The organism is Streptomyces pseudovenezuelae (genome assembly GCF_001513955.1).
Classification (GTDB): domain Bacteria; phylum Actinomycetota; class Actinomycetes; order Streptomycetales; family Streptomycetaceae; genus Streptomyces; species Streptomyces pseudovenezuelae.
This window is the reverse complement of the sequence record NZ_KQ948144.1, coordinates 572354-596338: the sequence shown is the minus strand read 5'-3', so window position 1 is coordinate 596338 and position 23985 is coordinate 572354. Positions and strand designations below refer to the sequence as shown.

Genomic DNA, 23985 nt, shown 5'->3' with positions numbered 1-23985 from the left:
CCGCAACGGCCCCGGCACCGAACGGGAGCGGCACCGAACCGGAATTGTCACCGGACCGGGAGTGGCACCGGACTGGAAGCTGCACCGACCCGACCAGACCGGCACCGGCACCGGCACCGGCACCGGAATCACGCCTCAGAGCCGGGCCGGCTGAAAACCGGCCGCCCACCTTCCCGCAACGGCCCCGACACCGGAGCCGGGAACGGCACCGAACCGGAAGCGGCACCGACCCGACCAGACCGGCACCGGCACCGGCACCGGCAGCGGCAGCGGCAGCGGCAGCGGCAGCGGCAGCGGCAGCGGCAGCGGCAGCCGATGGACCCACCGAGGGGGCCGCAGAGGAAGCCACAGAGGGCGGCCAGCCCCCTCACTCCCTCTCAGGCCCCCCGAGCCACGGCCCCGCGGCCCTCACGGCTCTTCCCGCCACCCGTCCCACTCCCCCACGAACTCCTCCAGCTCCCTGGCATCCAACCGCCCCGCCGCATCTCGCAGCACCACCAGCCACTGCGCGTCCTCGGCGTCGTCCTCCCCTGCCAACGCGTCCCGGACGACCTGCGGCTCCTCATCCACCCCGAACCGCTCCGAGAGCGCCTCGACGACCTCCTCCGCGGCATCCCGATCGGGCAGCACCAGCACATGTCTCACATCGCTCACGGCACCATTTTCCAGGCCCCGCGCCCAAGCCCGGAATCCTCACAGCCGCCCGCTCGGAAACGCCGGGCCGGATCAGTCCTGACGGCCGGCGTCCCGCACAGTCGGCACGCGGCCGAGTGCGATACCGAACGTCTCCCGGTACACCTCCAGCACCTCCTCGTCCGTCTCCAACTCCCGTTCCTCACGGGCCCCGTCGGCAGCCGTCGTCTTGAGAACCCGTCCGCTGAGCGTGATCCGCCCGCCATCCTCCGTCACCCTCGAACACACCAGGGACTGCGTGAAGTGCGAGGCCGGCGAGGTGCTGTGCCACCAGGCCCCGGCCACGAAGTCACCGAGCACCCGAGGCCGTACCTCCAGCCGGTACTGACTCCTGCCGCCCACGACCACATCCAGGTCCGCGGCGTCACTCCCTCCCTTCTTCACCGTCCCGTCCCCGCTGCGCACTCCCGCCGCGTCGGGCCCCGCCTCGACGATCCGGAAGGTGCCCCCGGGGTCCTCCTGCTCGCCCCGCACCCCGAACGCCAACGGGTAGTGACTGTGCGCCCCGAACCCGACGTCGGCCAGCCACTCACCCCCGTCCACCGTCCGCACCCGCAGCGCGAGATGGTCGTACGGGATCCCGAGCCGCCCCGCGTCCCCGTACACCCGGCCCGCGAGCAGCGTGACGTCGAAGCCGAGCCCGGCCAGCAACGCCCCGAACGCTCCGTTCAGTTCGTAGCAGAACCCTCCCCTACGGGCGCCCACCACCTTCTCCACCAGCCGCTCCTCCTCCAGCACGATCTCCTCTCCGAAGTGCACCGACAGGTTCTCGAAGGGCACGGTCTGCAGATGGCGCAGATGCAGTTCCCGCAGGACCTCCACCGTGGGCCACGCCGGGTGCTGGACTCCCAGACGGCGGAGATACGCGTCAACCTGTGTGGGATTCATGCGTCCAGTCTCGCGCCACCCACAGCTCCCCAGCGGCCGCGCCACCCGCACCGTCATAGCCGTCCGCCTCACCACCACGGTTTCCGCCGCCCCTCCCGGCGACCGCCAGCGCCCCGTCCCGGTCCGTCCGCAGCACCACCGCGCCCCCGGCCCGCAGCGCGGCGACCGTCCCGGGAGCGGGGTGGCCGTAGGTGTTGTCGGCACCGACGGAGATGAGCGCGAGCCGCGGGGCGACCCGGCGTATCAGCTCCGGGTCCTGGTAGGCCGAACCATGGTGAGCGACCTTGAGGACGTCCACCCCGGCCAGCCGCGCCCCCGCGGGTGATCGCAACAGCTCCTGCTGGGCGGGCGGTTCGAGGTCCCCGAGCAGGAGGAAGCGCAGCCCGGCCGACCGCACGAGCATCGTGACGCTGGCGTCGTTGGGCCCCTCCGACACCGGCACCGCCGGACCCGCCGGCGGCCACAGCACCTCCCAGGCCAGGGTCCCCGTGCGCCGTTCCTCCCCGGCCACGGCACGCGTCACCGGAATACGCCGGGCCGCCGCCTCCCGCCGTACGGACTCGGCCTGGTCCACCGGTTCCTCCAGTCCCGTCGTCTCGATCGCCCCCACCGAACGGCCCCGCAGCACCCCGGCCAGCCCCGCCACATGGTCGGCGTGGAAGTGGGTGAGCACCACGAGCGGCACCTTGGTGATGCCGAGTGTGCGCAGGCAGTCGTCGACGAGCGCCGGATCGGGGCCCGCGTCCACGACCACGCCCGTGGCCTCACCGGCCGCCAGCACCATCGCGTCGCCCTGGCCCACGTCGCACATCGCCAGCCGCCAGCCCGGCGGTGGCCACCCCGTGATCACCCGGGCCAGCGGGGGCGGCTGCACGACCGCCAGCACGAACACCAGCACGCAGCCGGCACACCACCAGGGATGTCCCAGCAACCGCCGCCCGGCGAGCAGCAGGAGCCCGGTGAGGAGAGCGAGCAGTCCCGCCCCCGTCCAGCTGCCCGGCCAGTCCACTCCCCCGCCGGGCAACGACGCCCCGGTCCGGGCGACGTCCGCGATCCACCCGGCGGGCCAACCCGCGCACCAGGCCAGCGCCTTGGCCACCGGCATCGCCACCGGTGCCGTCGCCAGCGCCGCGAAGCCCAGCACCGTGGCCGGGGCGACCGCGACCTCCACGAGCAGATTGCACGGCACCGCGACCAGGCTCACCCGCGCCGACAGCACCGCGACCACCGGCGCGCACAGGGCCTGCGCGGCGGCAGCGGCGGCCAACGCCTCCGACGTCCGGGGCGGCACCCCGCGTCGGCGCAACGTCAGGCTCCAGCGTGGCGCGAGCGTGAGCAGCGCCCCGGTGGCCAGCACGGACAGCAGAAAGCCGTAGCTGCGGGCCAGCCAAGGGTCGTACAGCACCAGCAGCAGTACGGCCGTCGCCAGCGCCGGGATCAGTGATCTGCGGCGCCCGGTCGCGAGGGCGAGCAGTGCGACGGCCCCGCAGGCCGCCGCCCTCAGCACGCTGGGGTCCGGCCTGCACACCACGACGAATCCCAGGGTGAGCCCGCCGCCGAGCAGCGCGGTCGCCCGCAGCGACACCCCGAGGCGGGGCGCCAGCCCCCGTCGCTCGACGAGTTGGGCGAGTCCGGGCGGTCCGATGAGCAGGGCGAGCAGGATCGTGAGGTTGCTGCCGGAGACGGCGAGGGTGTGCGCGAGGTCGGTCTCCTTGAAGGCCTCGTCCAACTCGGGTGTGATCCGCGCGGTGTCCCCGACGACCAGCCCCGGCAACAGGGCCCGGGCATCCGCCGGCAACCCGTCGGTGGCTTCCCGCAGCCCGGCCCGCAACCGCCCCGCGAACCGCTGTGTGCCCGATGCCTCCCCCACGACCTCGGGCCCTCCCCGGTCCCGCACCCGCAGTACGGCCGCGACCCGGTCGCCCCCGACCAGCGCCGGCGCGGTACGTGCGGTGACCCGCAGCCGCGTGGATGGCAACAACCCGAGCCATTGCGAACGAGCGGGGCCTTCCACGGCGGGCGTCGAGCCGGACGTCGGCCCGGATGTCGGGCCGGCCACCGCCCCAACGCTCCCGGGACGACCAACGGCCCCGGCCTGTGAACCCGAGCCGGCCCCCGAACGCGCGTCGACGATCAGCAGCACCGGCGTCCGTGTCGCCACCACCCGCCCGTCCGCCGTCTCCACCCGTCGGACCTCGGCGCCGATGACGACGGCGGTCGGGGCCGCGTGATCCCCCGTCACGCGGGGGCGGGTCAGCCGGGGGTCGGAGATCACCTGGACCTCAGCCGTCACGGTCGCGTACTGCCGGGCCAGTGCGGGCACCGGTCCCCGCCGCAGATCAGCCCCGTGCAGCCCGGCGGAGGCGGCGGCCGCGGAGACACAGAGCAGCACGGCGGCGACCGGCACCCGGCCGCCCCCGCCGAGGCCCCGCACCCCGCGCCACCGTGCCGCCAACAGCACGCAGGCGAGGACCAGACAACCCGCCACCACACCCGTGACCCACCCCGCGGACGCATCCAGGGTCACGGCGGCGGTGCCCCAGGCCGCGAGGGCCGCCGGTACCAACCGCAGATCCGTCGGCCCTTCCTGCCGCGGATGCGCGTCCCCGAGCCGCTTCCCTGACTCGGCGCGCGCAGTGGCCCGCCCCCGTGGCCACACCCCTGCCAACGCCTCATCCTCGTGCCGTCGCCGCGCCTGCGAGTCGTCCCTCATGGCTGTACGAGATTCCGCAGATCGGCGAAGCGGCGGTCGCCGATGCCATTCACCTCACGCAGCTCGTCCACCGAGCGGAAGCCGCCGTGCTGGGTGCGGTAGTCGACGATGTGCTGGGCCAGCACGGGGCCCACTCCGGGCAGCGTGTCGAGCTGGTCCACGGTGGCCGTGTTCAGGGAGACGGGAGCCGCCGCCCCAGCGGGACCACCGGTGACGGGACCACCCGTGCCCGGCCCGCCCGTCCCTGCCACGGGTGCGGGTGCGGGCGGGCCGCCGACGACCACCTGCTCGCCGTCCACAAGGAACCGCGCGCGGTTGAGCGTGTCGGTGTTCGTGCCCGGGCGCACGCCACCGGCCGCCTTCAGCGCGTCGGCGACCCTCGAACCGGCCGGCAACCGCTGGATCCCGGGCTCGCGGACCTTTCCACCGACGTCCACGACGATCTCGGCTCCGGGCGCGCCCGCCGTGTTCGAGCCCCCGCCCGAGACGGCAGGCTCGGCCGGACCTCGCCGTCCACCCGCGCCGGTCTGCCCACTCTCCGGGCCGCTCTCCCCGAACGGGGCCGCCGCGCGCACCACTTCGGGCGCCTGGACGGGCTGCGTCCGGCCCGTCCAGAAGTGCTGGAGGGCGAACACCGCGGCCACGACCAGCAGTACAGAGAGCGCGACCACGTTCCGCCGCTCCAGCCCGCACCGCGTCTGCAACCACACCGGCATCCGCTCTCGCAGAGCCAGCCCGGCCCGTTCCCGCCAGTCCCCGCTCCGGGGATCGGCGTCTCGCCAGGCGCCACCGCTACTGCGACTTCTACCGCTACTGCTGCTGTCGACGTCTGTCCGGTCCCCTTCCCGAGGGCCACCGTCCGACCGAGCGCTCTCAGCGGAACCGCGATCCCACCGGGCCCCCTCCGCAAACCCTTCGCCCCGCGGGCCGGACTCGGGAGCCCTTACCTCCCGAGGAGCCCTCCCCACGAACCCGACGACATCGGCGGACCCGACGACATCCACGGCCCGGACATCCCCCAGGCGCGCCGCACCGGCTTCCGCACCGACCTCCACCACCTCCTCGGCGACTCCCGGCCGACCACCCGACGGCGGCCCCTTCCCCGAGTCCCGCCGCTCCCCCGCCCGTTCGGCGAAGAGTGCCTCCGCCCGCCGCTGGAGTTCGTCCGCCGAGGCGGCATGCCGATGCCGGACCCGGCCCCGGGTGGTCGGCCGTCGGTGTCGGGAGCGTCCGTCGGAATGGGGGCCGCGGCCCGGCCCGCTGGTCGCCGTCGCTGTACGTGAGCGTGATCGAAGTGCCATGCGCCGAGGATCGGGCACTCCCGCACCCTCGCGATGATCTTGGTCAATTCCCGGGGATTACCCACCGGTTGTGGAAAAACCCGCCACCCGGACGAGTGACGGGAGTGACGAACCCACGAACCCAGCCCACCTCACCTCACCCCACCCCACCCCACCCCACCCCACCTACAACCTCGCGCCCCCGGTCACCGAGGCGAGACCACGACCCCCAGCAGGCCGGGCCCCGTGTGCGCCCCGATCACGGCCCCGACCTCGCTCACATGCAGGTCGGCAAGTCCGGTCACCCGCGCCCGCAGACGGTCCGCGAGGGCCGACGCCCGGTCGGGGGCGGAGAGATGGTGGACGGCGATGTCGACCGGCGCGCTGCCGGCCCGGTCCGCGGCGATCTCCTCCAGACGGGCGATGGCCTTGGACGCCGTCCGCACCTTCTCCAGGGGCTCGATCCGCCCACCGGCGAGCTTCAGCAGGGGTTTGACGGCGAGCGCGGAACCGAGGAGGGCCTGCGCTGCCCCGATCCGGCCTCCGCGGCGCAGATAGTCGAGGGTGTCGACGTAGAAATAGGCGGACGTGCCCGCGGCCCGCTTCTCCGCGGCCGTGACGGCCTCGTCCACAGTGCCGCCCGCCTCCGCGGTCTCGGCGGCGGCGAGCGCACAGAACCCGAGAGCCATGGCGATCATGCCGGTGTCGACGACGCGCACCGGCACCGGCGCCTCACGCGCCGCCAGGACCGCGGCGTCGTAGGTGCCGGAGAGCTCGGCCGACAGATGCAGCGAGACGATGCCGGTCGCGCCGGACTCGGCGACCTTGCGGTAGTGCTCCGCGAAGGCCTGCGGGCTGGGCCGCGAGGTGGTGACGGGGCGTCGCTTCTGGAGTGCCTGCGCCAGCGACCGGGCCGTGATCTCGGTGCCCTCCTCCAGCGCGCGGTCGCCGAGGACCACGGTCAGGGGTACCGCTGTGATGCCGTGCCGCTCCATCGTCCCCTGCGGCAGGTAGGCCGTTGAATCCGTGACGATCGCGACATGGCGGGACATGAGCTGGAGGTTACCTGCCGTAGCGTCCGGGTGGCAGCCCGGCCCCTGTCGCCCGGGGCCGCCGTGTGCGGATCAAGTCGTGCTCTCGGGACGGGGTTTCTTCTGCCAGGGATACGTGGGGCGAGGTCCCGGCGGGGTGATGGCGGGCCGTGTCGGTTCCTCGGCGGTGCGGGAGCGGGGCGTCTCGGGCCAGGTCTGCTGCCCGGGCCCGGCGTCGGCCGCGGGCGCCTCGGGCCACGGGGGCGGTGTCGCGGCGGGCTCGGTCTTCGTCCAGTGCCGCAGGGCGCCCGACTCGACGTCGATCTGCGCGCTCAGTGTGTCCAGGTCGTCGTCGGCGAAGCGGTGGGCGCGGTCGCGTGCCGCCCAGCGCAGTGCGTCGGCCGACTGTGTGATGCGCTCGGTGCGTTCCCGCAGGCCCGGCAGGCGCTCGGCGAGCTTGGCCCGGTCGGGCTCGGCCTCCAGGCGCTTGAGTTCGCCGTCCAGCTCGTGGCCGTGCGCGCTGAGCCGCCGGAAGAGGCCGACGGACTCCTTGAGGGATTCGTCCTCGGCCACGCTCGCCTGGAGGGCGTCCTGGGTCGCCCGCATCGAGGTGCGCAGCTTCAGCCGCAACTGGGCCAGCTCGCCCGCCGGGCCGACCTGGGCGAAGGACTTGGCGCGCAGGGTGTGGTCCTCGACCGTGCGCCGGGCCTGGGTGATGGTGCGGTCCACTCCGCGCTTGGCGGCGCCGACCACCTTCACCGTGGCGTAGGCGCCGAGGGCCACGAAGAGCACGAAAAGCAGGGCCACGATCGCGATCACTGCTTCCACAACGCTCCTCCTCCGACCGGCGCGGACGGCCCGCGCCGCTCTTCAACGGTAAACGCAACAGGCAGGCCCGGAGTTCCTGAGGAACCCCGAACCTGCCCGCACGCAACCCCTAGGGGCCCGAGCCGAAACCCGGCGCAACCGCACCGGACAGGCACTACGCCGGAACGATGTTCACCAGCTTCGGCGCCCGCACGATCACCTTGCGGATGTCCGCCCCGTCCAGCGCCGCCACGACCTTCTCGTCGGCCAGCGCGACCTTCTCCAGCTCGTCGTCGGAGATGGCCGGCGAGACCTCCAGGCGGGCCTTGACCTTGCCCTTGACCTGGACCACGCAGGTGACGGTCTCGTCCACGACGTACCGCGGGTCGGCGACCGGGAAGTCCTGGTGGACGACCGAGCCGGTGTGGCCCAGCTTGCGCCACAGCTCCTCGGCGATGTGCGGGGCCAGCGGCGTGATCAGCAGCACCAGCGCCTCGGCGACCGGGCGCGCGACCGCGCCGCCCGCCTTGGTCAGGTGGTTGTTCAGCTCCGTGACCTTGGCGATGGCCGTGTTGAAGCGCAGCCCCTCCAGGTCCTGGCGGACCCCGTCGATGGCCTTGTGCAGGGCGCGCAGCGTGGCCTCGTCGGGCTCGGTGTCGACGACGGTCACCTCGCCGGTGGCCTCGTCGACGATGTTGCGCCACAGCCGCTGCAGCAGCCGGTACTGGCCGACCACCGCGCGCGTGTCCCAGGGACGCGAGACGTCCAGCGGGCCCATCGCCATCTCGTACAGGCGCAGGGTGTCGGCGCCGTACTCCTCGCAGATCGCCTCGGGGGTGACGGCGTTCTTCAGGGACTTGCCCATCTTGCCCAGCTCGCGCTTGACCTGCTCGCCCGCGTGGAAGAACTGGCCGTCGCGCTCCTCGACCTCGGTGGCCGGCACCGGGAAGCCGCGGCTGTCGCGGTAGACGAAGGCCTGGATCATGCCCTGGTTGAACAGCTTGTGGAACGGCTCGGGCGACGAGATGTGCCCCAGGTCGAACAGGACCTTGGACCAGAAGCGCGCGTACAGCAGGTGCAGCACGGCGTGCTCGGCGCCGCCGACGTACAGGTCGACACCGCCGTGCGGCTGACCCGCGCGCGGGCCCATCCAGTACTGCTCGATCTCCGGGTCGACCAGGACGGAATCGTTGTGCGGGTCCAGGTAGCGCAGTTCGTACCAGCAGGAACCGGCCCAGTTGGGCATGGTGTTGGTCTCGCGGCGGTACGGGCGGGGGCCGCGGCCGTCGCCCAGGTCCAGGGTGACGTTGACCCAGTCCTCGTTGCGGGACAGCGGGGTCTCCGGGGAGGTGTCCGCGTCGTCCGGATCGAAGGTGCGCGGCGAGTAGTCCTCGACCTCGGGCAGCTCCAGCGGCAGCATCGACTCGGGCAGCGAGTGGGCGATGCCGTCCTCGTCGTAGACGATCGGGAAGGGCTCGCCCCAGTAGCGCTGGCGGCTGAACAGCCAGTCGCGCAGCCGGAAGTTGACGGTGCCCTCGCCGATGCCCTTCTGCTGCAGCCACTCGGTGATGCGTGCCTTGGCCTCGGTCACGCCCAGGCCGTCCAGGGAGATGTCCTGGCCGTGCGAGTTCACGATCTTGGCGTCGTACGAGGCAAAGGCGTCGTCCCACGTCGAGGCGTCCGTGCCCCGGTCGTCGCTCGGCTCGACCACGCAGCGGATCGGCAGCTCGAAGGCGCGCGCGAAGGCGAAGTCACGCGTGTCGTGCGCCGGTACGGCCATGATCGCGCCGGTGCCGTAGCCCATCAGGACGTAGTCGGCGATGAAGACGGGGATCTGCTCGCCGTTGACCGGGTTGGTCGCGAACGCGCCGGTGAAGACGCCGGTCTTGTCCTTGGCCTCGGCCTGGCGCTCTACGTCCGACTTGGAGGCGGCCTGCGCGCGGTAGGCGGCGACGGCCTCGGCCGGAGTGGCGTGACCGCCGGTCCACACGTCGTGCGTGCCCTCGGGCCAGGCGGCCGGGGTGAACTTCTCGACCAGCGGGTGTTCGGGGGCCAGCACCATGTAGGTCGCGCCGAACAGGGTGTCCTGGCGCGTGGTGAAGACGGTGATGGCCTCGCCGTCGATCGGGAAGTCGACGCGGGCGCCCTCGGAGCGGCCGATCCAGTTGCGCTGCTGCAGCTTGATGGCCTCGGGCCAGTCCAGCTCGTTCAGGTCGTCCAGCAGACGGTCGGCGTACGCCGTGATCCGCATGTTCCACTGGCGCAGCTTCGCCTTGAAGACGGGGAAGTTGCCGCGCTCGGAGCGGCCGTCGGCGGTGACCTCCTCGTTGGCCAGCACGGTGCCCAGGCCCGGGCACCAGTTGACCGGCGCCTCGGAGGCGTACGCCAGGCGGTACTCGCCCAGGACGTCGGCACGCTCGGCGGCGGACAGGGCGGTCCAGGAGCGGCCACCGGGGACCGTGCGCTCACCGGACTCGAACGCGGCGACCAGCTCGGAGATCGGGCGGGCCTTCTTCGCCTCGTCGTCGTACCAGGAGTTGAAGATCTGCAGGAAGATCCACTGGGTCCACTTGTAGTACTCCGGGTCGATCGTGGCGAACGACCGGCGCTTGTCGTGGCCCAGGCCCAGCCGGCGCAGCTGGGACTTCATGTTGTTGATCGCGGCCTCGGTGGTGATCCGCGGGTGCTCGCCGGTCTGCACGGCGTGCTGCTCGGCGGGCAGGCCGAAGGCGTCGAAGCCCAGGGTGTGCAGGACGTTGTGGCCGGTCATCCGCTGGAAGCGGGCGAAGACGTCGGTGGCGATGTAGCCCAGCGGGTGGCCGACGTGCAGGCCCGCACCGGAGGGATACGGGAACATGTCCATGATGAACTTCTTGGGCTTGGCGACCAGCTCCGGGTCGCCCGCCAGGTCACCCTTGGGGTTCGGCGCGGCATAGGTGCCCTCGGCGTCCCAGATGTCCTGCCAGCGTGCCTCGATCTCGGCCGCGACGGCGGCCGTGTAGCGGTGCGGCGCGGCCACCTCGGCGGGGGCAGCGGGGTTCGTCTCGCTCATGTCCTCAAAGCTCCATCGATCGTCTCTGCCAGCGGCTGTGTCGTCCGGAAACGAAAAATCCCCTCGCACAGGAGGGGACGCCGCGCCGATTCCGACCACGTCTTCACCGGTGGTCGGGACTGATCAGCGCGGCTCGCTAAGCAGAAGGCGTACGGCACGCATGGCGTCAGAGTACCGCAGGCGTTGAGCAAGCGGCGACGAGCTTACGTATGCCTCTTTGGCACCGGGTGCCGCACTCGCCGCCGCAGTCGAGAGCACCGTCCGATCCGACAGAACTGAACCAAGGTCAATGATTACTTCGCGTAACAGTTACTAAGGGGCATCACAACAGCCCCACGGCCGTTTGATAACAACGCAATAACTCAAACGCCGTACCCATCGGTATGGCGCCACTTAGAGTGCGGCAGCGGGACCGCCTTCCCGAACCGCTCGGAGTTGCCCCCATGAACCCTCGTAGTAGCAACAACACGCTCCCCAGGACGGGCCGGTCGGCCTACGGGGTGGCGACGGCCGTCTTCCTGCTGGCCATCCCTCTGGTCGTGGTGTACGGAGGTGTCTGGCTCCAGGACTTCCTCAACTTCGGGGCGGGCGTGGTGACGCTTGTCCTCCTGACCTGTTCCGTGATCTGGGGGCTGGTCGCGCAGGACCGGCTGATCCTCAACACCCGGCAGCGGATCGTCGCCCAGGGCGTGCACCGGATCACCGCGGTGGGCTCGATCTCGTTCCTTCTGCTGCACATCGGAATCAAACTGACCCTCGACCACACCACGTGGATCGCCGCGTTCATCCCGTTCGGGCTCGGTTTCAGCAGCAGCGGCGGCCTCATAGGCCTCGGCACCCTGGCCGGCCAGCTCATGATCTTCGTCGGCATCACCGGCGCCCTGCGCAACCGGTTCGCGTCCCCGGCGCCGGTCGCGGCCCGCTGGCGCGCGATGCACATGCTGGCCTACCCGGCCTGGTGCGCCGGGCTGGTCCACGGCCTGTACGCGGGCCGCGCGGTGAAGGCCCCGATCTTCACCTACATGTACGCGCTCTGCGTGCTCGGCGTCATCGTGGCCCTCGCCCTGCGCGCGGCACCGCGCCCGTTCAAGCGCAGGATCACCGACCGGGTCGCCATGCTCCTCGGTGCCGAGGAGCGGCCGGGCCGCGAGGAGCTCGAGGCCAGCCGGGCCAGGAGGGCCGCGGAGAGCGCCGCACCGGGCCGCGAGAGCCGCAGGGCACCCGAGTCCGCCGGCCGGCGCTCGGAGTCCGCCCTGCCCGGCTACGAGGGCCTGTCCCAGACCGGCTCGATACCCGCCTACCAGGCCCCTCCGGCCTCCGAACCCGCGGGCAGCGGGTTCGCCGCCGCCTATCGCGCCATGTCGCCGGGGACACAGCAGCCCTTCGACACCGGCCAGACCGCACGCATGGACATGCCGATGGACATGCAGGCGGCCACGGACCCCATCGCGCGCATGGACACCGGGGGCAGCACCTCCGGCAGCTGGCCGATCCCGTCCCCGCCACCGGTCGGCGAGGCGCCCGCGTCCGTCTACGACCCGCTCCAGGACACGGGATACAACATCCCCACCTATGGGGGCAATTCAGGCACGGCCAGCTATCTCACAGGTGATGTACGCGACACCGGTGAGTCGAACACCATGTATGGCACGTACAACTCGAATGACACGTACAACAGCGGTCCCGCCACTGATCCAACGCCCGGTCAGTCGTACGACTTCGACTCACCGGGTTCGGGCGAACCTTGGAACACGCCGTCCGGAGGCTATAGGTGAACGAGGCCCTGCCCGACGTACCAGAAGTCCGCGTGGTCGGTCTTCCCCAACTCACGTCGGGCTTCGACCTTGTCGAACGACTTGACCTGCCCATGCACCTGAAGGTGCATGGGCCGCTCGAACCCATGGGCGGCGAACAGCTCGCGAAGCTGTCCGAAGCCATCAACCTGAAGGGGCGCGGCGGCGCCGGCTTCCCCTTCCACAAGAAGCTGCGCTCGGTCGCCGAAGCGGCGATCAAGCGCGGTGTCCGGCCGGTCGTCGTCGTCAACGGCAGCGAGGACGAACCCGCCTGCCGCAAGGACACGGTGCTCATCAACCGTGCCCCGCACCTCATCCTGGACGGCGCCCTCCTGGCCGCCGAAGCCCTGGGTGCCCGCACGCTCGTGGTGGGGGTCACCCGGGAGTCCACACAGCGCTCCATGGAGGCCGCCCTCGCCGAGCGCGGCCTCAGCAACGGCCGCAGGTCGGCTCTCCGCGCACGCGTGCAGCGCAATCCCGTCCGCATGGTCACCGGAGCGGCGGCCTCGCTGATCCGTTCCATCGACGGCGGCCCGGCCATCCCGCCCGGCCGCAAGGTCAGCGCCTCGCAGAACGGCGTCGGCGGCGCGCCCACCCTCCTGTCCAACGCCGAGACCTTCGCGCAGCTGGCGATCGCCGCGCGCATCGGTCCGGAGCGCTACGGCAACACCGGGCTGTACGACGAGCCGGGCACCGTCCTGCTCACGGTCTCCGGCGCGGTCGCGCGCCCCATGGTGATCGAGGTGCCCACCGGCGTACCGCTGCGCTACGTCCTGCAGTTGGCCGGCGCCCCGCCGGTCCCGCAGGGCGTCCTGACCGGCGGCTACCACGGCAAGTGGATCGACGCGGCGACGGTCAACGAAGCGGTCGTCTCCCGCAACTCCCTGGACGCCGTGGGCGGGGCGCTCGGCGCCGGCGCGATCCTGCCGATCACTCAGGAGACCTGCCCGCTGGGCGAGTCGCTGCGGGTGGCGCAGTGGCTGGCCGAGGAGAGCGCGGGCCAGTGCGGCCCCTGCTACCTCGGACTGCCGGCCGCCGCGCGCGGCATGGAGGACATCCTCAACGGCGGCGGTCCGGCCGCCCTGGAGGCGCTCAAGCAGGTCGCCAAGAACGTGAAGCGGCGCGGCGCGTGCTCGCACCCGGACGGCTCCGCGATGTTCCTGGAGTCGACCATCAAGGCGTTCACGGACGACCTGGCCGCCCATGTCCTCGGCAATGGCTGCGGACGGCCCGTGGAGGGCGTTCTGCCGCTCTTCGAGGGCGGCAAGATGCCGACGGGCATCCCGGGCGGCGCCGAGGCCGAGGAGAACGGTCCCAGCCGCCAGAAGATCTACGTCGACTGGACGCTGTGCCGGGGCCACGGCCTGTGCGCCGACATCCTCCCCGAGGTCTTCGAACTCGGCGCCGACGGCTTCCCGACCGTCGCCCAGGCCCAGGTACCGCGCTACGCCGAGGCGAAGGCTCTACGCGCGGTGCGTCGCTGCCCGGCGCTCGCCCTGCGCCTGGAGGAGGAGAGCGCCCGCGACAAGGGGCCCACCCGCAACCTGCCGGTCCTGTCCCAGGGCCGCGGAAGGCGGGCGCTGGGCCGCTGAGCCGACGTCACGAAGGGGGCCGCCCGAGATCGGGCGGCCCCCTTCGCCGTATACGAGCAACTCCCCCTGGAAACGCAACAATCCCGCCGGATCGAATGATCTGGCGGGATCTCTGTGGAGCTAAGGAGATTTGAACTCCTGACCCCCTGCATGCCATGCAGGTGCTCTACCAACTGAGCTATAGCCCCGTGCTGCGCTCCGCCCGGTTTCCCTGGCGGCGACGCCAACATTACACGGTCCACCGGGTGGAACACCAAATCGTTTCCCTGCGGGCAGCGGGGACGACGTCAAGCGGTCACGAACGAGTAGAACCGCTTCAGCGTGCAGTGTTCTTCGAGGAGACGACCGTAGATCGGCTCACCCTCCAGTTCGCGGTACGTCTCGATGGGGTCGCCTTTTATGATCAGCGCCCGCGCGCACTCCTCGCACCAGTACTGGTAGTCGGGATTGACCGGCTCCATGTCCCGCACGATCGGCGTCCCGCTGCCGCACCAGTCGCATTTTCGCCTGTGTGCACCCATCGATCAGCTCCAGCTGTGGCCGCAGGCCGTGCACACGTAGGAGATCCCGCCGTTGTCGCCGAGTACTTGGGCCACGTGGACGGAACCGCAGGAAGGGCAGATGAGGCGCACCGTCGTGTCCCTTGTCGAAGCCGCTTCGCGGAGGTGGCCGACCTCCGCGAGGATGCTCGCAGGCATCACTACTCCCTCCCGTCGGGCCGCGCCCCCTTCCGGCCGTTTGATTCTGCCACGGCCGGACCAATACGGTCAGCGACGCCTGAGTACCAGTCCGGACACGGCGCCCACCGCGGCGGTCCCGGCCAGCGCGAACATGCACGCCCACAGCGCCTCCGCAGAGGTATACGCCTCAGAGGGGCCCAGTGACTCAAGTCGGTTCAAGAACAGTGTGCCGAAGCCCGCGACACCGATCAGCTGGCCGAGCTGAGTGACCGTGGCGAGCAGCCCACTGGCGTCCGCCGCGTGCCGTGGCGGCACCGTGGCCAGGGCCCCGGTGAGCGTCGGACTGAAGGCGAGGGCGAGCCCGACGCCCACGCCGGCGTAGGCGGCGTACAGCGCGATGCCGCCCTCGCCGCCGTCCTTCAGGACCAGCCCCACGCCCAGCGCCGCCAGCGCGGTGATCAGGAACCCGGCGGGCGTCAGCAGCCGCTGCCAGGACGCGGGCCACCGGCGCCAGGTGAGTCCGACGACGCCGAAGACCACCGCGGTCGGCGCGAAGGAGAGTCCGGCCCGCAGCGGGCTGTAGCCGAGGCCGCCCTGCACGTACAGGGTGAGCACGAACAGGAAGCCGCCGTTGACGGCCATGACCGCCATGATCCGGAAGGCGGCGAGCCCCGTGCCGGGATGGCGCAGCACCCTCGGTGTGATCAGCGGGGCGCCGCCGCGCCGGGCCAGCCGGGACTCGTAGCCGCAGAAGAGGGCGAACAGGATCGCGGCGGCGGCCATGGACAGCCAGGACCACAGCGGCCAGTCCTCCTCCTGCCCGAGCACCAGCGGAACCGTGCACAGCGACACGGCCGCGCCGAGCAGCACCAGGCCGGGCAGGTCGAGGCCGCGCGCCCGGTCCCGGGGCGTGGGACGGTCCCCGGGCAGCAGGACACGGGTGCCCAGGACCAGCAGGACGAGGCCCACGGGGACGTTCACGAGGAAGACCGGCCGCCAGCCCGTGCCGAACAGGTCGGCGCTGACCAGCACTCCCCCGACGACCTGCCCGGCGGCGGCGCCGACCGCGAGGACCGCCGAGTACACGCCGAGCGCCTTCATCCGGGCCTCGCCGGTGAAGTTGCGCTGGATCAGGCTGAGCACCTGCGGGATCATCACCGCCGAACCGGCGCCCTGCACCAGCCGGAAGGCGATCAGCCCGGTGGCGCTCTGGGCGAGACCGCAGGCGAGCGAGGCCCCCGTGAACAGGGCGAGCCCGGCGAGGTGGACCCGGCCGTGCCCGAACCGTTCGCCGAGCCGTGCTCCGGTGATCAGCAGCACCGAGTACGTGATGGCGTATCCGGCGACGACCAGCTGGAGTTGGGCGCCCGAGGCGTGCAGTTCCGTGCCCATCGTGGGGGCCGCGACATTCACGATGAACACGTCGAGCAGCGCCATGAACTGGGCGGCGAGCACGAGCGCGAGCAGCGGCCGGGGCCGGTTGTCAGTGGCGGGTGCTTCACTTCTGGCAGGTGGGGAACCGGACGCGGAATCCGGTCCCGTCCGGGGTGTTGTCGTCATGCCGTCGAGCATGAGGACACCCCGGTACGGGTGCCGAGAGCCCGCCGATGCTGGTACTGCCAGCACCTGGCAAGCGCCGGGCGCGGCACCGAGGATGGTCGTGACGAGGGGGACGTGACGATGAGGACGACACAGCGACGACGGCCCGAGCTGGCCACGTTCCTGCGCAGCAGGCGGGCCCGGGTGACCCCGGCCGACGTGGGCATGCCGCCGGGCCTCAGGCGCCGCACCCCGGGACTGCGCCGGGAGGAGGTGGCCCAGCTCTCCGGTGTCGGTGTGACCTGGTACACATGGCTGGAGCAGGGGCGGCCGATCAACGCGTCCGCACAGGTCCTGGATGCCGTGGCCCGCACCCTGCGGCTGGACGCGCCGGAGCGGGAGCATCTGTACCGCCTGGCGCAGGTGCCCTTCGCCCCGGCCCCGGAAGGTCTGACGCGCTCGACGGGCCCGGAGGTGCAGGGCATCCTCGACGCCCTCGCCCCTCTCCCGGCGGTCGTCTACAACTCCCGCTACGACATCCTCGCCACGAACACGGGCTACCGCGACCTGTTCCTGATACCGGAGATCCTCGGCATCGGGGTGGCGAACGCGCTGTGGACGCTGTTCACGGTGTCCGACGAGGCCTGCCCGTTGCTGCACCGGGAGCGCGAGCTGCCGGTGATGGTGGCGACACTGCGGTCCTCGTACGGCCGGCATGTGGGCGAGCCGGCCTGGGAGGAGTTCATCCGCGGTCTGTCGGCGGCCAGCCCGTACTTCGCCGAGCTCTGGGCGAGCGGGGAGGTGGTGCCGCCGGGGCCACGGGTGAAGACCTTCCGCCACCGGGCCGTGGGCGAACTGCGGATGACCTCCCAGTCGCTGTCGATCGACGGGATGCCCGAGTGCCGGATCGTGGTCTACACCCCGGAGGACGAGGAGACGCGGGAGAAGGCGGTGCGACTGCGCAAGCACACGGAGGTGGAACAGGCGGAGGGGAAACAGGTGGAGCGGGAGCACACAGAAAATCCCGCCTCCTGAAGGAGACGGGATCCTCATCAATCGATCTTTGACAACTCAACAGAGTGTCGATCCGTGGAGCTAAGGAGAATTGAACTCCTGACCTCCTGCATGCCATGCAGGCGCTCTACCAACTGAGCTATAGCCCCGGACGTTCCCCCCGCTCCGCGGGGCGAACAAGAAGAACTTTAGCCTGCGACCTGCCGGAAAGTGAAATCCGGTCCGGAGCCCTCAGTCGTCGTCGCCGAGCACCGGCTCGGGGAGGGTTCCGGCGTTGTGCTCCAGCAGGCGCCAGCCGCGGGCGCCCTGGCCGAGGACGGACCAGCAGCAGTTGGAGAGGCCGCCGAGGCTTTCCCAGTGATGGGCGTCCAGACCGAGCAGCCGGCCGATGGTGGTGCGGATCGTGCCGCCGTGGCTGACCACGACGAGCGTGCCGTCCTCGGGGAGCTTCTCGGCGTGCCGGAGCACGACGGGGGCGGCGCGGTCGGCGACCTCGCTCTCCAGCTCACCACCACCGCGGCGGACCGGCTCACCCCGCTTCCAGGCGGCGTACTCCTCGCCGTGCCGGGCGATGATCTCGTCGTGCGTCAGCCCCTGCCAGACGCCCGCGTAGGTCTCGCGCAGGCCCTCGTCGTGGGCCACCTCCAGGCCGGTGAGCGCGGCGAGCTCGGCGGCGGTGTTCGCAGCGCGCCGGAGGTCGGAGGCGACGATCGCGTCGGGCTGGAGGGAGGCCAGCAGCCGGGCGGCGCGGCGGGCTTGTCCGACGCCGGTCTCGGTGAGCTCGACGTCGGTGGTGCCCTGGAAGCGGCGCTCCACGTTCCACGAGGTCTGGCCGTGCCGCCACAGGATGACGCGGCGGCCCCGGCTCTTGCGGTCGGCAGGAGCGGTCACCGCGGCTCCCCGAACTCGGCGTCGTCCTCCTCGGCCCGGAGCTCGGCGTGCTCCTGCGCCTTGCCGCGGGTCGCCTTGGCGTCCGCCGGCAGCTCCAGCTCGGGGCAGTCCTTCCACAGCCGCTCCAGGGCGTAGAAGACGCGCTCCTCGCTGTGCTGGACGTGGACGACGATGTCCACGTAGTCGAGCAGGACCCAGCGGGCCTCGCGGTCGCCCTCGCGGCGCACCGGCTTGACACCGAGCTCCTTCGAGAGCCGCTCCTCGATCTCGTCGACGATGGACTTGACCTGGCGGTCGTTGGGTGCGGACGCCAGCAGGAAGGCGTCGGTGATCGAGAGGACGTCGCTGACGTCGTAGGCGATCACATCGTGGGCGAGCTTGTCGGCGGCCGCCTGCGCGGCGGTGTTGACGAGCTCGAGGGAACGGTCAGTGGCGGTCACTACAAGGCTTTCGGTCGGCGGTCGATTGACATCAAGGGTCTCACGGACCGCCGACGCCACCCCACGCGTCGCTGGAGATCACGTGGGGTGGCGCTCACGGCCCGGAGCGGGGCCTAGGACGAGGAGCCGGGCTTGTAGTCCTGGCCGAGGAGCACGGAGACGTTGGCGCTCGATGCGATCGTGCCCTTGCTGACGGCGCTGGTGGGCAGGCCGAGCGTCTTGGCGACCTCGGTGGCGTTCGCCTTGTCGGCAGCGTCGGCGTAGACGACCTTGGAGGTGGCCCGGGCCGAGGAGGGCGTGCCGCCGTCGACGAAGGTGAAGCCGCCGTTGAGGAGGACGACGCGGGCCTTCTCGGTGTTGTCCTTGGTGCCGGTGGCGTTCTGGACCGAGACGCTCACCGCCGCGTCCTTGTCGGGGCTCTTCGCCTTGCCGCCGAGGACGTCCTTGACGACGCCCGCGCCGGCTTCCGCGCTCAGGGTGCCGTCCTGCTGGACGGGCAGCAGGGCGGTCTTGTAGTCGCCGCTCTTGGCGAGGTCGGCGAGCTTGGCGAGGAAGGTGCCGAGGTCCTTGTCCGTCAGGGACGGGTCGAGGATCTGGGCCAGGGTCTGCACGGTGGTGGTCGCGGCCGCCGGGTCGGAGGACAGCTTGCGCAGTACGCCCTGGAGGACCTGGCCGAACCGCTCCAGCTGGGCGTTCTGGGCCTCGCCGGAGGCACGGTAGGTGGCGTAGGCGACGGCCATCTTGCCGCTGAGGGTCTGGTCCTTCCCCTTGCCCACCAGGGGCGCCTGGCCCTTCTTCTTCGCGCCCGGGTCGGGCACGGCGGCGTTGGTGTCGACGTCGATGTTGCCGACGAGGTCGACCAGGTTCTGCAGATAGGGGGTGTCCAGACGCCAGGTGCCCTCGATGTCGGTGCCGAGGGTGGTGTCGAGGGAGTCGACGGTCCCGGACGAGCCGTCGTCGTCGACCGACTTGGCGAGGGTCGTCGTGGAGCCGTCGTCGGACGACACGGCCAGGGAGTTGGGGATCAGGACGGTGGTGCCCTGCTTGGTGGTGGTGTTGTCGACGAGCAGCGCCGTGGAGGTGCCGCCCTTCGTGGTGTTGTGCAGATGGACGACGATCACGTCGCGGTTCTGGGCGCTCGCCGCGACCGGGGTGTCCTGCTTGCTCTCCGTGCCGGACAGACCGGGCAGCTTCCCGGCGTACCAGAGGTAGCCGACTCCGCCGACCGCGACCAGGGCGAGGACGACGACGAGGGCGACGAGCCGGCTGCGGGCGCGGCGCTTGGCCTCCTCGCGGCGCTCGGTGCGGTTCTCGGTGAAGTTGAGCCAGTCGATGACGTCCTCGGAGTCACCGTCGGGCTCCTCGACGAACGCGAACTGCGCGGTGTGGTACTGCCGTTCGTCCCCGTGGGCGGCCTCCGCACCGGCCTGGCCCGCACCGGGGCGGCCGGCGCCGGCAGGATCCTCGTGAACCGCGCCGCGGTAGCCCTGGCCGGTCCGGGAGCCCGCGGGCTGCCCCTGTCCGGCCTGCGTCGCTCCGGCCGGCCCGCCCTGTTGCGGGATGTAGGCGGTCTGCTCGGCGACGCGGGGCTGCTGGCCGCTCGCGGCGGCCCGGCCGTAGGGGTCGTACGCCGTTGCCGAACCGCCGCCCTGCGGACTCCCGGTGGCGTAGGGGTCGTAGGGCGGTACGGGCGCCTGCTGACCCGTGTCGCCGGTGCCGTAGGGGTCGTAGGGCGGGACGGGGTTCTGGGTGCCCGTGTCGTACGGCGGCGCGGGCTGCCCGCCCGTGGCGTACGGGTCGTAGCCGTAGCCCTGCTGGGCGTAGGGGTCGTACTGCTGCTGGGGGGCCTGTTGCGGCGGGACCTGCTGGTACACCGGTCGGCCGTACTCGTCGTAGCCGACGATCGTGTACTGGTTCTCCGGGTCGTCGCCGTAGCCCGCGTCGTATCGGTCGTTCACCGGTGCCCCTCTCGGCTCACTCGCCGCGGTACAGCTCGCGCTTGTCGATGTAGCGCACGACGCCGTCCGGCACCAGGTACCAGACGGGGTCGCCCTTGGCGACTCTCGCGCGGCAGTCGGTGGAGGAGATGGCCAGGGCGGGGACCTCGACGAGCGAGACGCCGCCCTCGGGGAGCCCGGGGTCGGCCAGGGTGTGGCCGGGCCGGGTGACTCCGATGAAGTGCGCGAGGGCGAACAGCTCTTCCGCGTCCCGCCAGGTGAGGATCTGGCCGAGGGCGTCGGCGCCCGTGATGAAGAAGAGGTCGGTGTCGGGGTTGAGGGCCTTGAGGTCGCGCAGGGTGTCCGTGGTGTAGGTCGCGCCACCGCGGTCGATGTCGATGCGGCTGACCGAGAACTGCGGGTTCTCGGCGGTCGCGATGACCGTCATCAGATAGCGGTCCTCGGCCGGGGAAACCTTGCGGTGGGTCTTCTGCCACGGCTGGCCCGTCGGCACGAACACGACCTCGTCCAGGTGGAACTGCGCGGCGACCTCGCTGGCCGCCACGAGGTGCCCGTGGTGGATCGGGTCGAACGTTCCGCCCATGACGCCCATGCGGCGCTTGCCGGGGTTCGACGGGCTGTTGCCCGGGCCGGTAGGCATGTCCTGCTCTCCCATGCGTGCAGACCCTACCGGCCCGGCCTGAGGACCTCGGCCGGCGCAGGCCCGGAGTGCCCCGCTTTGGGCACTCGGTGCCTCAGCGGTCGCGGTTGAAACGGGTGGTGATCCACAGCAGGAGCAGCAGGATGAGGAAGGCGGCGCCGCCGGTCACCAAGGGGTCGAGGCTCTCGTGGTTGCCGCCGTGCTCCTCGCCCTCAGCGGCGAGGGTGACCAACTGGGCAGCGGTGCTGTGGAAGCTCATCTTCGGCAGGACCTATCCGGTGGGCGGGATAAAGACGTCGGCCCATCGTAAGCGGGCGCGGTGAGGGCCATCACGCCGACTCCACCGTTGGGGGACGGCGGGGAACCTTCGCCCTTCGTCAGTCGTCCTTCCGCTTGTACCCCCGCAGCAGGAACCACGCGGTGAACGCACAGCCCAGGAACATCACGATCAGTACCACCCGGAGCAGATTTCCGGCCCCTTGCTGCTCGGCGGCGTTCGCTGCCCCGGTGAGCCAGGCGGCCCGGGTGTGCTCCATGTCGTGGACTCCTTCGCTGTACTGCCGGTCCACGCTATATCCGCCTAGGCTGGGCTCTGCTTCGGGGGCGCAAAGGGCCGCACAAGGGTCCGCAAAGGACCACAGCGGCCGAAGAGGCACAGCCAAAGACGCACATGGGGGAAGACATGTCCGACGACGGCCACCACGAGAACGGCCACGAGAACGTGCCGAGCAGGCAGCGCAGGCGTTTCCCGGGTATCTCCTCGCGTGCGTACGAGCACCCCGCCGACCGCTCCGCCCTGGTGGCGCTGCGCAAGCTGAGCGGATTCGACACGGTCTTCAAGGCGCTCAGCGGCCTGCTCCCCGAGCGGAGCCTGCGGCTGCTGTTCCTGTCCGACTCGGTGCGCGTCTCCGACCAGCAGTTCGCGTACCTCAACGACATGCTGCGGGACGCCTGTTACATCCTGGACCTGGAGAAGGTCCCGCCGATGTACGTCACCCAGGACCCGCAGCCCAACGCGATGTGCATCGGCCTGGACGAGCCGATCATCGTGGTCACCACGGGTCTGGTCGACCTGCTCGACGAGGAGGAGATGCGGGCGGTCGTCGGCCACGAGGTGGGCCACGCCCTCTCCGGCCACTCGGTCTACCGGACCATCCTGCTGTTCCTGACCAGCCTCGCCCTCAGGGTGGCGTGGATCCCGCTGGGCAACCTCGCGATCATGGCGATCGTGACCGCGCTGCGCGAGTGGTTCCGCAAGTCGGAGCTGTCGGCGGACCGGGCGGGCCTCCTGGTCGGCCAGGACCTGCGGGCCTCGATGCGCGGCCTGATGAAGCTGGCCGGCGGTCACCATCTGCACGAGATGAACGTGGACGCGTTCCTGAAGCAGGCCGAGGAGTACGAGGCCGGCGGTGACCTGCGCGACTCCGTGCTCAAGATCCTGAACGTCCTGCCGCGCTCCCACCCCTTCACCACCGTGCGGGCGGCCGAGCTGAAGAAGTGGGCCGAGTCCCGCGACTACCAGCGGATCATGGACGGCCACTACCCGCGCCGCACGGAGGACAAGGACACCTCGGTCACGGACTCCTTCCGCGAGTCGGCGGCGAGCTACGCGACCAACGTCAAGAGCTCCAAGGACCCCCTGATGAAGCTGGTCAGCGACATCGCGGGCGGGGCGGGCGACCTGGGCGGCAGGGTGCGCAGGGGCTTCGGCGGCTTCTCGAACCCGAGGGAGGACGAGCCCCCGACGGACGCGCCTCGGGACAACGAGGGGGGCTGAGACTCCCCGGGGTGCGGCGGGCCTTCACCGGACCGGCGGCCGACGACGCACCCCCGGCGCCGTCACACTCTCGGCTGCGCGCTGGTGGCCAGGGACCCGCACAGGGCCGTGGCACTGCCGGTGGCGTAGGGATCCGTGCCCGCCGGCCCGCCGGCCTTCGCGGTCCGCCCGGCCAGTAGGGGGTGCAGCCGGTTCGTGGAGTCCTCGGCGCAGGACAGCGGCCCGGCCTGGACGTACGACACCACCAGCTGGGCCGTGTGCATCCGCAGATCGTCCCGGTCGAACCGGAAGTGCAGCTCACGCCGGACGGTGAACAGCGACACCTCGGAGGCCGCCGCGCCGGCCGCTCGCAGCGCGTACACGAACGTGTGGTCCGCGGTGACCTCCAGCGTCGACGAGTCGGTCTCGGCGGCCTGGAGACTCCCCTGTACCCGGATCCTGCCGTCGGCCAGCCGCGCCTCGGCGGGGTCGAAGCGCACCAGCCACCCGGTCGGGGCGTGCCGACCGTCGGCGGCCGGGTGGGCGAAACTCTGGTCGAACTGGTCGAGTTGGTCCGTGTCCAGGAGCACCCGCACGGCGCGGACCTGGTCGCCGGCGAGGACGTCCGGGTCGAGGGAGGACCGCACGATGTAGTCCTTCGCGGTGGTCAGCGCGGACACGACCTGGCTGTCGGAGAAGTGCGCGGTGCGGCGGGAGGCCGGCAGCGGGATGCCCTCGGCGCCGACGCGGAACTGGGCGGCCGGGCTGTGCTCGTACAGGTACTCGGCGTCGGCGTGACCCGGGACCCGGCCCTCGGGGGCCAGCGGGATGACGGTCATCCGCAGGGGTTCGACGGGCTGCCGGATCGTGGCGTTCTGGTAGGGGTGCCGTACCCCCATGTAGATCGCGGTGCCGAAGGCGACGGCGATCAGCAGGACCAGGATCAGCGCCTGCCGGGACAGTCCCCGGCGCAGCGGCGGGCGGCGGCGGACGGCGGGCGCGTGGTCGGACATGCGCTCCTGCGCGGAGTACTCCTGAAGGCGGGCAGCGCGGACGAACGACTCGTCGAAGACGACGGATCGGTACTCGTCCTCACCACCCACGGGGCCGCCCTCGGGTGTCCCCTCAGGTGGGTCTCCTGGCCCTCCCATATCTTCAGGGTAGGTCTCGGGGAGCTCGCATAAACGCCCCGCTGTGCGACAAGTTCTGACAGGTTCT

21 protein-coding genes and 2 tRNA genes are annotated in these 23985 nt (G+C 71.5%); 4 read left to right on the top strand and 19 right to left on the bottom strand.

Annotation, left to right across the window (positions count from 1 at the left end):
* Positions 1–408: 408 nt before the first annotated feature.
* The 7 genes from AQI94_RS02520 to leuS form a co-directional block, all read right to left on the bottom strand.
* Complete coding sequence (locus AQI94_RS02520) at positions 409–654, bottom strand: hypothetical protein (RefSeq protein ID WP_037943528.1); 246 nt, start codon at positions 652–654, stop codon at positions 409–411.
* A gap of 72 nt (positions 655–726) precedes the next feature.
* Positions 727–1581, bottom strand: a complete 855-nt coding sequence (locus AQI94_RS02515; protein ID WP_031051403.1) for an arylamine N-acetyltransferase family protein — start codon at positions 1579–1581, stop codon at positions 727–729.
* The gene (locus AQI94_RS02510; protein WP_225890138.1) at positions 1562–4294 is read right to left on the bottom strand and encodes a ComEC/Rec2 family competence protein; all 2733 of its coding nucleotides are present in this window, start codon (positions 4292–4294) and stop codon (positions 1562–1564) included. The genes AQI94_RS02515 and AQI94_RS02510 overlap by 20 nt, the downstream gene beginning before the upstream one ends.
* Complete coding sequence (locus AQI94_RS45450) at positions 4291–5349, bottom strand: ComEA family DNA-binding protein (protein ID WP_318658102.1); 1059 nt, start codon at positions 5347–5349, stop codon at positions 4291–4293. Before AQI94_RS45450 ends, AQI94_RS02510 begins: the two co-directional genes overlap by 4 nt.
* Before the next feature lie 431 nt (positions 5350–5780).
* Entirely contained in the window at positions 5781–6626 is an 846-nt protein-coding gene (locus tag AQI94_RS02500) for a DegV family protein (RefSeq protein ID WP_031051396.1), read from the bottom strand.
* A gap of 72 nt (positions 6627–6698) precedes the next feature.
* Positions 6699–7433, bottom strand: coding sequence for a hypothetical protein (locus AQI94_RS02495; protein ID WP_079062528.1), 735 nt, complete (start codon positions 7431–7433; stop codon positions 6699–6701).
* A gap of 154 nt (positions 7434–7587) precedes the next feature.
* On the bottom strand, positions 7588–10464 hold the full coding sequence (gene leuS / locus AQI94_RS02490; protein WP_031048444.1) for a leucine--tRNA ligase: 2877 nt from the start codon (positions 10462–10464) through the stop codon (positions 7588–7590).
* A gap of 443 nt (positions 10465–10907) precedes the next feature.
* On the opposite strand from leuS, the gene AQI94_RS02485 reads away from it, so the two are divergent.
* Entirely contained in the window at positions 10908–12239 is a 1332-nt protein-coding gene (locus tag AQI94_RS02485) for a cytochrome b/b6 domain-containing protein (protein WP_225890136.1), read from the top strand.
* Complete coding sequence (locus tag AQI94_RS02480) at positions 12236–13849, top strand: NADH-quinone oxidoreductase subunit NuoF family protein (protein ID WP_031048449.1); 1614 nt, start codon at positions 12236–12238, stop codon at positions 13847–13849. Before AQI94_RS02485 ends, AQI94_RS02480 begins: the two co-directional genes overlap by 4 nt.
* A gap of 115 nt (positions 13850–13964) precedes the next feature.
* On the opposite strand, the gene AQI94_RS02475 is transcribed toward AQI94_RS02480, so the two are convergent.
* The 4 genes from AQI94_RS02475 to AQI94_RS02465 all read right to left on the bottom strand — a co-directional run bounded on the left by AQI94_RS02475 (position 13965) and on the right by AQI94_RS02465 (position 15984).
* A tRNA-Ala gene (locus AQI94_RS02475) sits at positions 13965–14037 on the bottom strand.
* Positions 14038–14136: 99 nt separating this feature from the next.
* A complete protein-coding gene (locus tag AQI94_RS02470) occupies positions 14137–14370 on the bottom strand; it encodes a hypothetical protein (RefSeq protein WP_003976229.1) in 234 nt (77 codons plus the stop codon).
* 3 nt (positions 14371–14373) lie between these two features.
* Positions 14374–14547 carry a hypothetical protein gene (locus AQI94_RS43815; RefSeq protein ID WP_107064274.1) on the bottom strand — a complete coding sequence of 58 codons (174 nt, stop codon included), beginning with the start codon at positions 14545–14547 and terminating at the stop codon, positions 14374–14376.
* A gap of 69 nt (positions 14548–14616) precedes the next feature.
* Positions 14617–15984, bottom strand: coding sequence for an MFS transporter (locus AQI94_RS02465; protein ID WP_031048450.1), 1368 nt, complete (start codon positions 15982–15984; stop codon positions 14617–14619).
* 225 nt (positions 15985–16209) lie between these two features.
* Between AQI94_RS02465 and AQI94_RS02460 the strand changes: the two genes are divergently transcribed.
* On the top strand, positions 16210–17103 hold the full coding sequence (locus AQI94_RS02460) for a helix-turn-helix transcriptional regulator (RefSeq protein ID WP_031048453.1): 894 nt from the start codon (positions 16210–16212) through the stop codon (positions 17101–17103).
* Between the two features lie 55 nt (positions 17104–17158).
* Here the strand turns inward: AQI94_RS02460 and AQI94_RS02455 are convergent.
* The 7 genes from AQI94_RS02455 to AQI94_RS44950 form a co-directional block, all read right to left on the bottom strand.
* Positions 17159–17231: transfer RNA gene (locus tag AQI94_RS02455), tRNA-Ala, on the bottom strand.
* An 82-nt stretch (positions 17232–17313) separates the two neighbouring features.
* On the bottom strand, positions 17314–17973 hold the full coding sequence (locus AQI94_RS02450) for a histidine phosphatase family protein (RefSeq protein ID WP_031048456.1): 660 nt from the start codon (positions 17971–17973) through the stop codon (positions 17314–17316).
* Complete coding sequence (gene rsfS / locus AQI94_RS02445) at positions 17970–18413, bottom strand: ribosome silencing factor (protein ID WP_031048459.1); 444 nt, start codon at positions 18411–18413, stop codon at positions 17970–17972. The genes AQI94_RS02450 and rsfS overlap by 4 nt, the downstream gene beginning before the upstream one ends.
* Positions 18414–18526: 113 nt before the next feature.
* A complete protein-coding gene (locus tag AQI94_RS02440; protein WP_062229558.1) occupies positions 18527–20371 on the bottom strand; it encodes an LCP family protein in 1845 nt (614 codons plus the stop codon).
* A gap of 16 nt (positions 20372–20387) precedes the next feature.
* Positions 20388–21026 carry a nicotinate-nucleotide adenylyltransferase gene (gene nadD, locus AQI94_RS02435; RefSeq protein ID WP_007381975.1) on the bottom strand — a complete coding sequence of 213 codons (639 nt, stop codon included), beginning with the start codon at positions 21024–21026 and terminating at the stop codon, positions 20388–20390.
* Positions 21027–21105: 79 nt separating this feature from the next.
* Entirely contained in the window at positions 21106–21270 is a 165-nt protein-coding gene (locus AQI94_RS44955; protein ID WP_031051387.1) for a hypothetical protein, read from the bottom strand.
* A gap of 118 nt (positions 21271–21388) precedes the next feature.
* Positions 21389–21547 (bottom strand): hypothetical protein, encoded by a 159-nt coding sequence (locus AQI94_RS44950; RefSeq protein ID WP_031051385.1) that lies wholly within the window; start codon positions 21545–21547, stop codon positions 21389–21391.
* Between the two features lie 146 nt (positions 21548–21693).
* Here AQI94_RS44950 and AQI94_RS02430 point away from each other — a divergent pair, with 146 nt between their 5' ends.
* Entirely contained in the window at positions 21694–22788 is a 1095-nt protein-coding gene (locus AQI94_RS02430; RefSeq protein ID WP_031051384.1) for a M48 family metallopeptidase, read from the top strand.
* 62 nt (positions 22789–22850) lie between these two features.
* On the opposite strand, the gene AQI94_RS02425 is transcribed toward AQI94_RS02430, so the two are convergent.
* Positions 22851–23918: an SCO2583 family membrane protein gene (locus tag AQI94_RS02425; RefSeq protein WP_031051381.1), complete on the bottom strand. Its 1068-nt coding sequence runs from the start codon at positions 23916–23918 to the stop codon at positions 22851–22853.
* Positions 23919–23985 lie beyond the last annotated feature (67 nt).

Coding starts and splice junctions, on each gene's coding strand:
- AQI94_RS02485 (WP_225890136.1), top strand. CDS start 10,908: ATGAACCCTCGTAGTAGCAACAACACGCTCCCCAGGACGGGCCGGTCG.
- AQI94_RS43815 (WP_107064274.1), bottom strand. CDS start 14,547: ATGCCTGCGAGCATCCTCGCGGAGGTCGGCCACCTCCGCGAAGCGGCT.
- AQI94_RS02430 (WP_031051384.1), top strand. CDS start 21,694: ATGTCCGACGACGGCCACCACGAGAACGGCCACGAGAACGTGCCGAGC.
- AQI94_RS44950 (WP_031051385.1), bottom strand. CDS start 21,547: ATGGAGCACACCCGGGCCGCCTGGCTCACCGGGGCAGCGAACGCCGCC.
- AQI94_RS02515 (WP_031051403.1), bottom strand. CDS start 1,581: ATGAATCCCACACAGGTTGACGCGTATCTCCGCCGTCTGGGAGTCCAG.
- AQI94_RS44955 (WP_031051387.1), bottom strand. CDS start 21,270: ATGAGCTTCCACAGCACCGCTGCCCAGTTGGTCACCCTCGCCGCTGAG.
- AQI94_RS02510 (WP_225890138.1), bottom strand. CDS start 4,294: ATGAGGGACGACTCGCAGGCGCGGCGACGGCACGAGGATGAGGCGTTG.
- nadD (WP_007381975.1), bottom strand. CDS start 21,026: ATGGGAGAGCAGGACATGCCTACCGGCCCGGGCAACAGCCCGTCGAAC.
- AQI94_RS02500 (WP_031051396.1), bottom strand. CDS start 6,626: ATGTCCCGCCATGTCGCGATCGTCACGGATTCAACGGCCTACCTGCCG.
- AQI94_RS02425 (WP_031051381.1), bottom strand. CDS start 23,918: ATGGGAGGGCCAGGAGACCCACCTGAGGGGACACCCGAGGGCGGCCCC.
- AQI94_RS02460 (WP_031048453.1), top strand. CDS start 16,210: ATGAGGACGACACAGCGACGACGGCCCGAGCTGGCCACGTTCCTGCGC.
- leuS (WP_031048444.1), bottom strand. CDS start 10,464: ATGAGCGAGACGAACCCCGCTGCCCCCGCCGAGGTGGCCGCGCCGCAC.
- AQI94_RS02470 (WP_003976229.1), bottom strand. CDS start 14,370: ATGGGTGCACACAGGCGAAAATGCGACTGGTGCGGCAGCGGGACGCCG.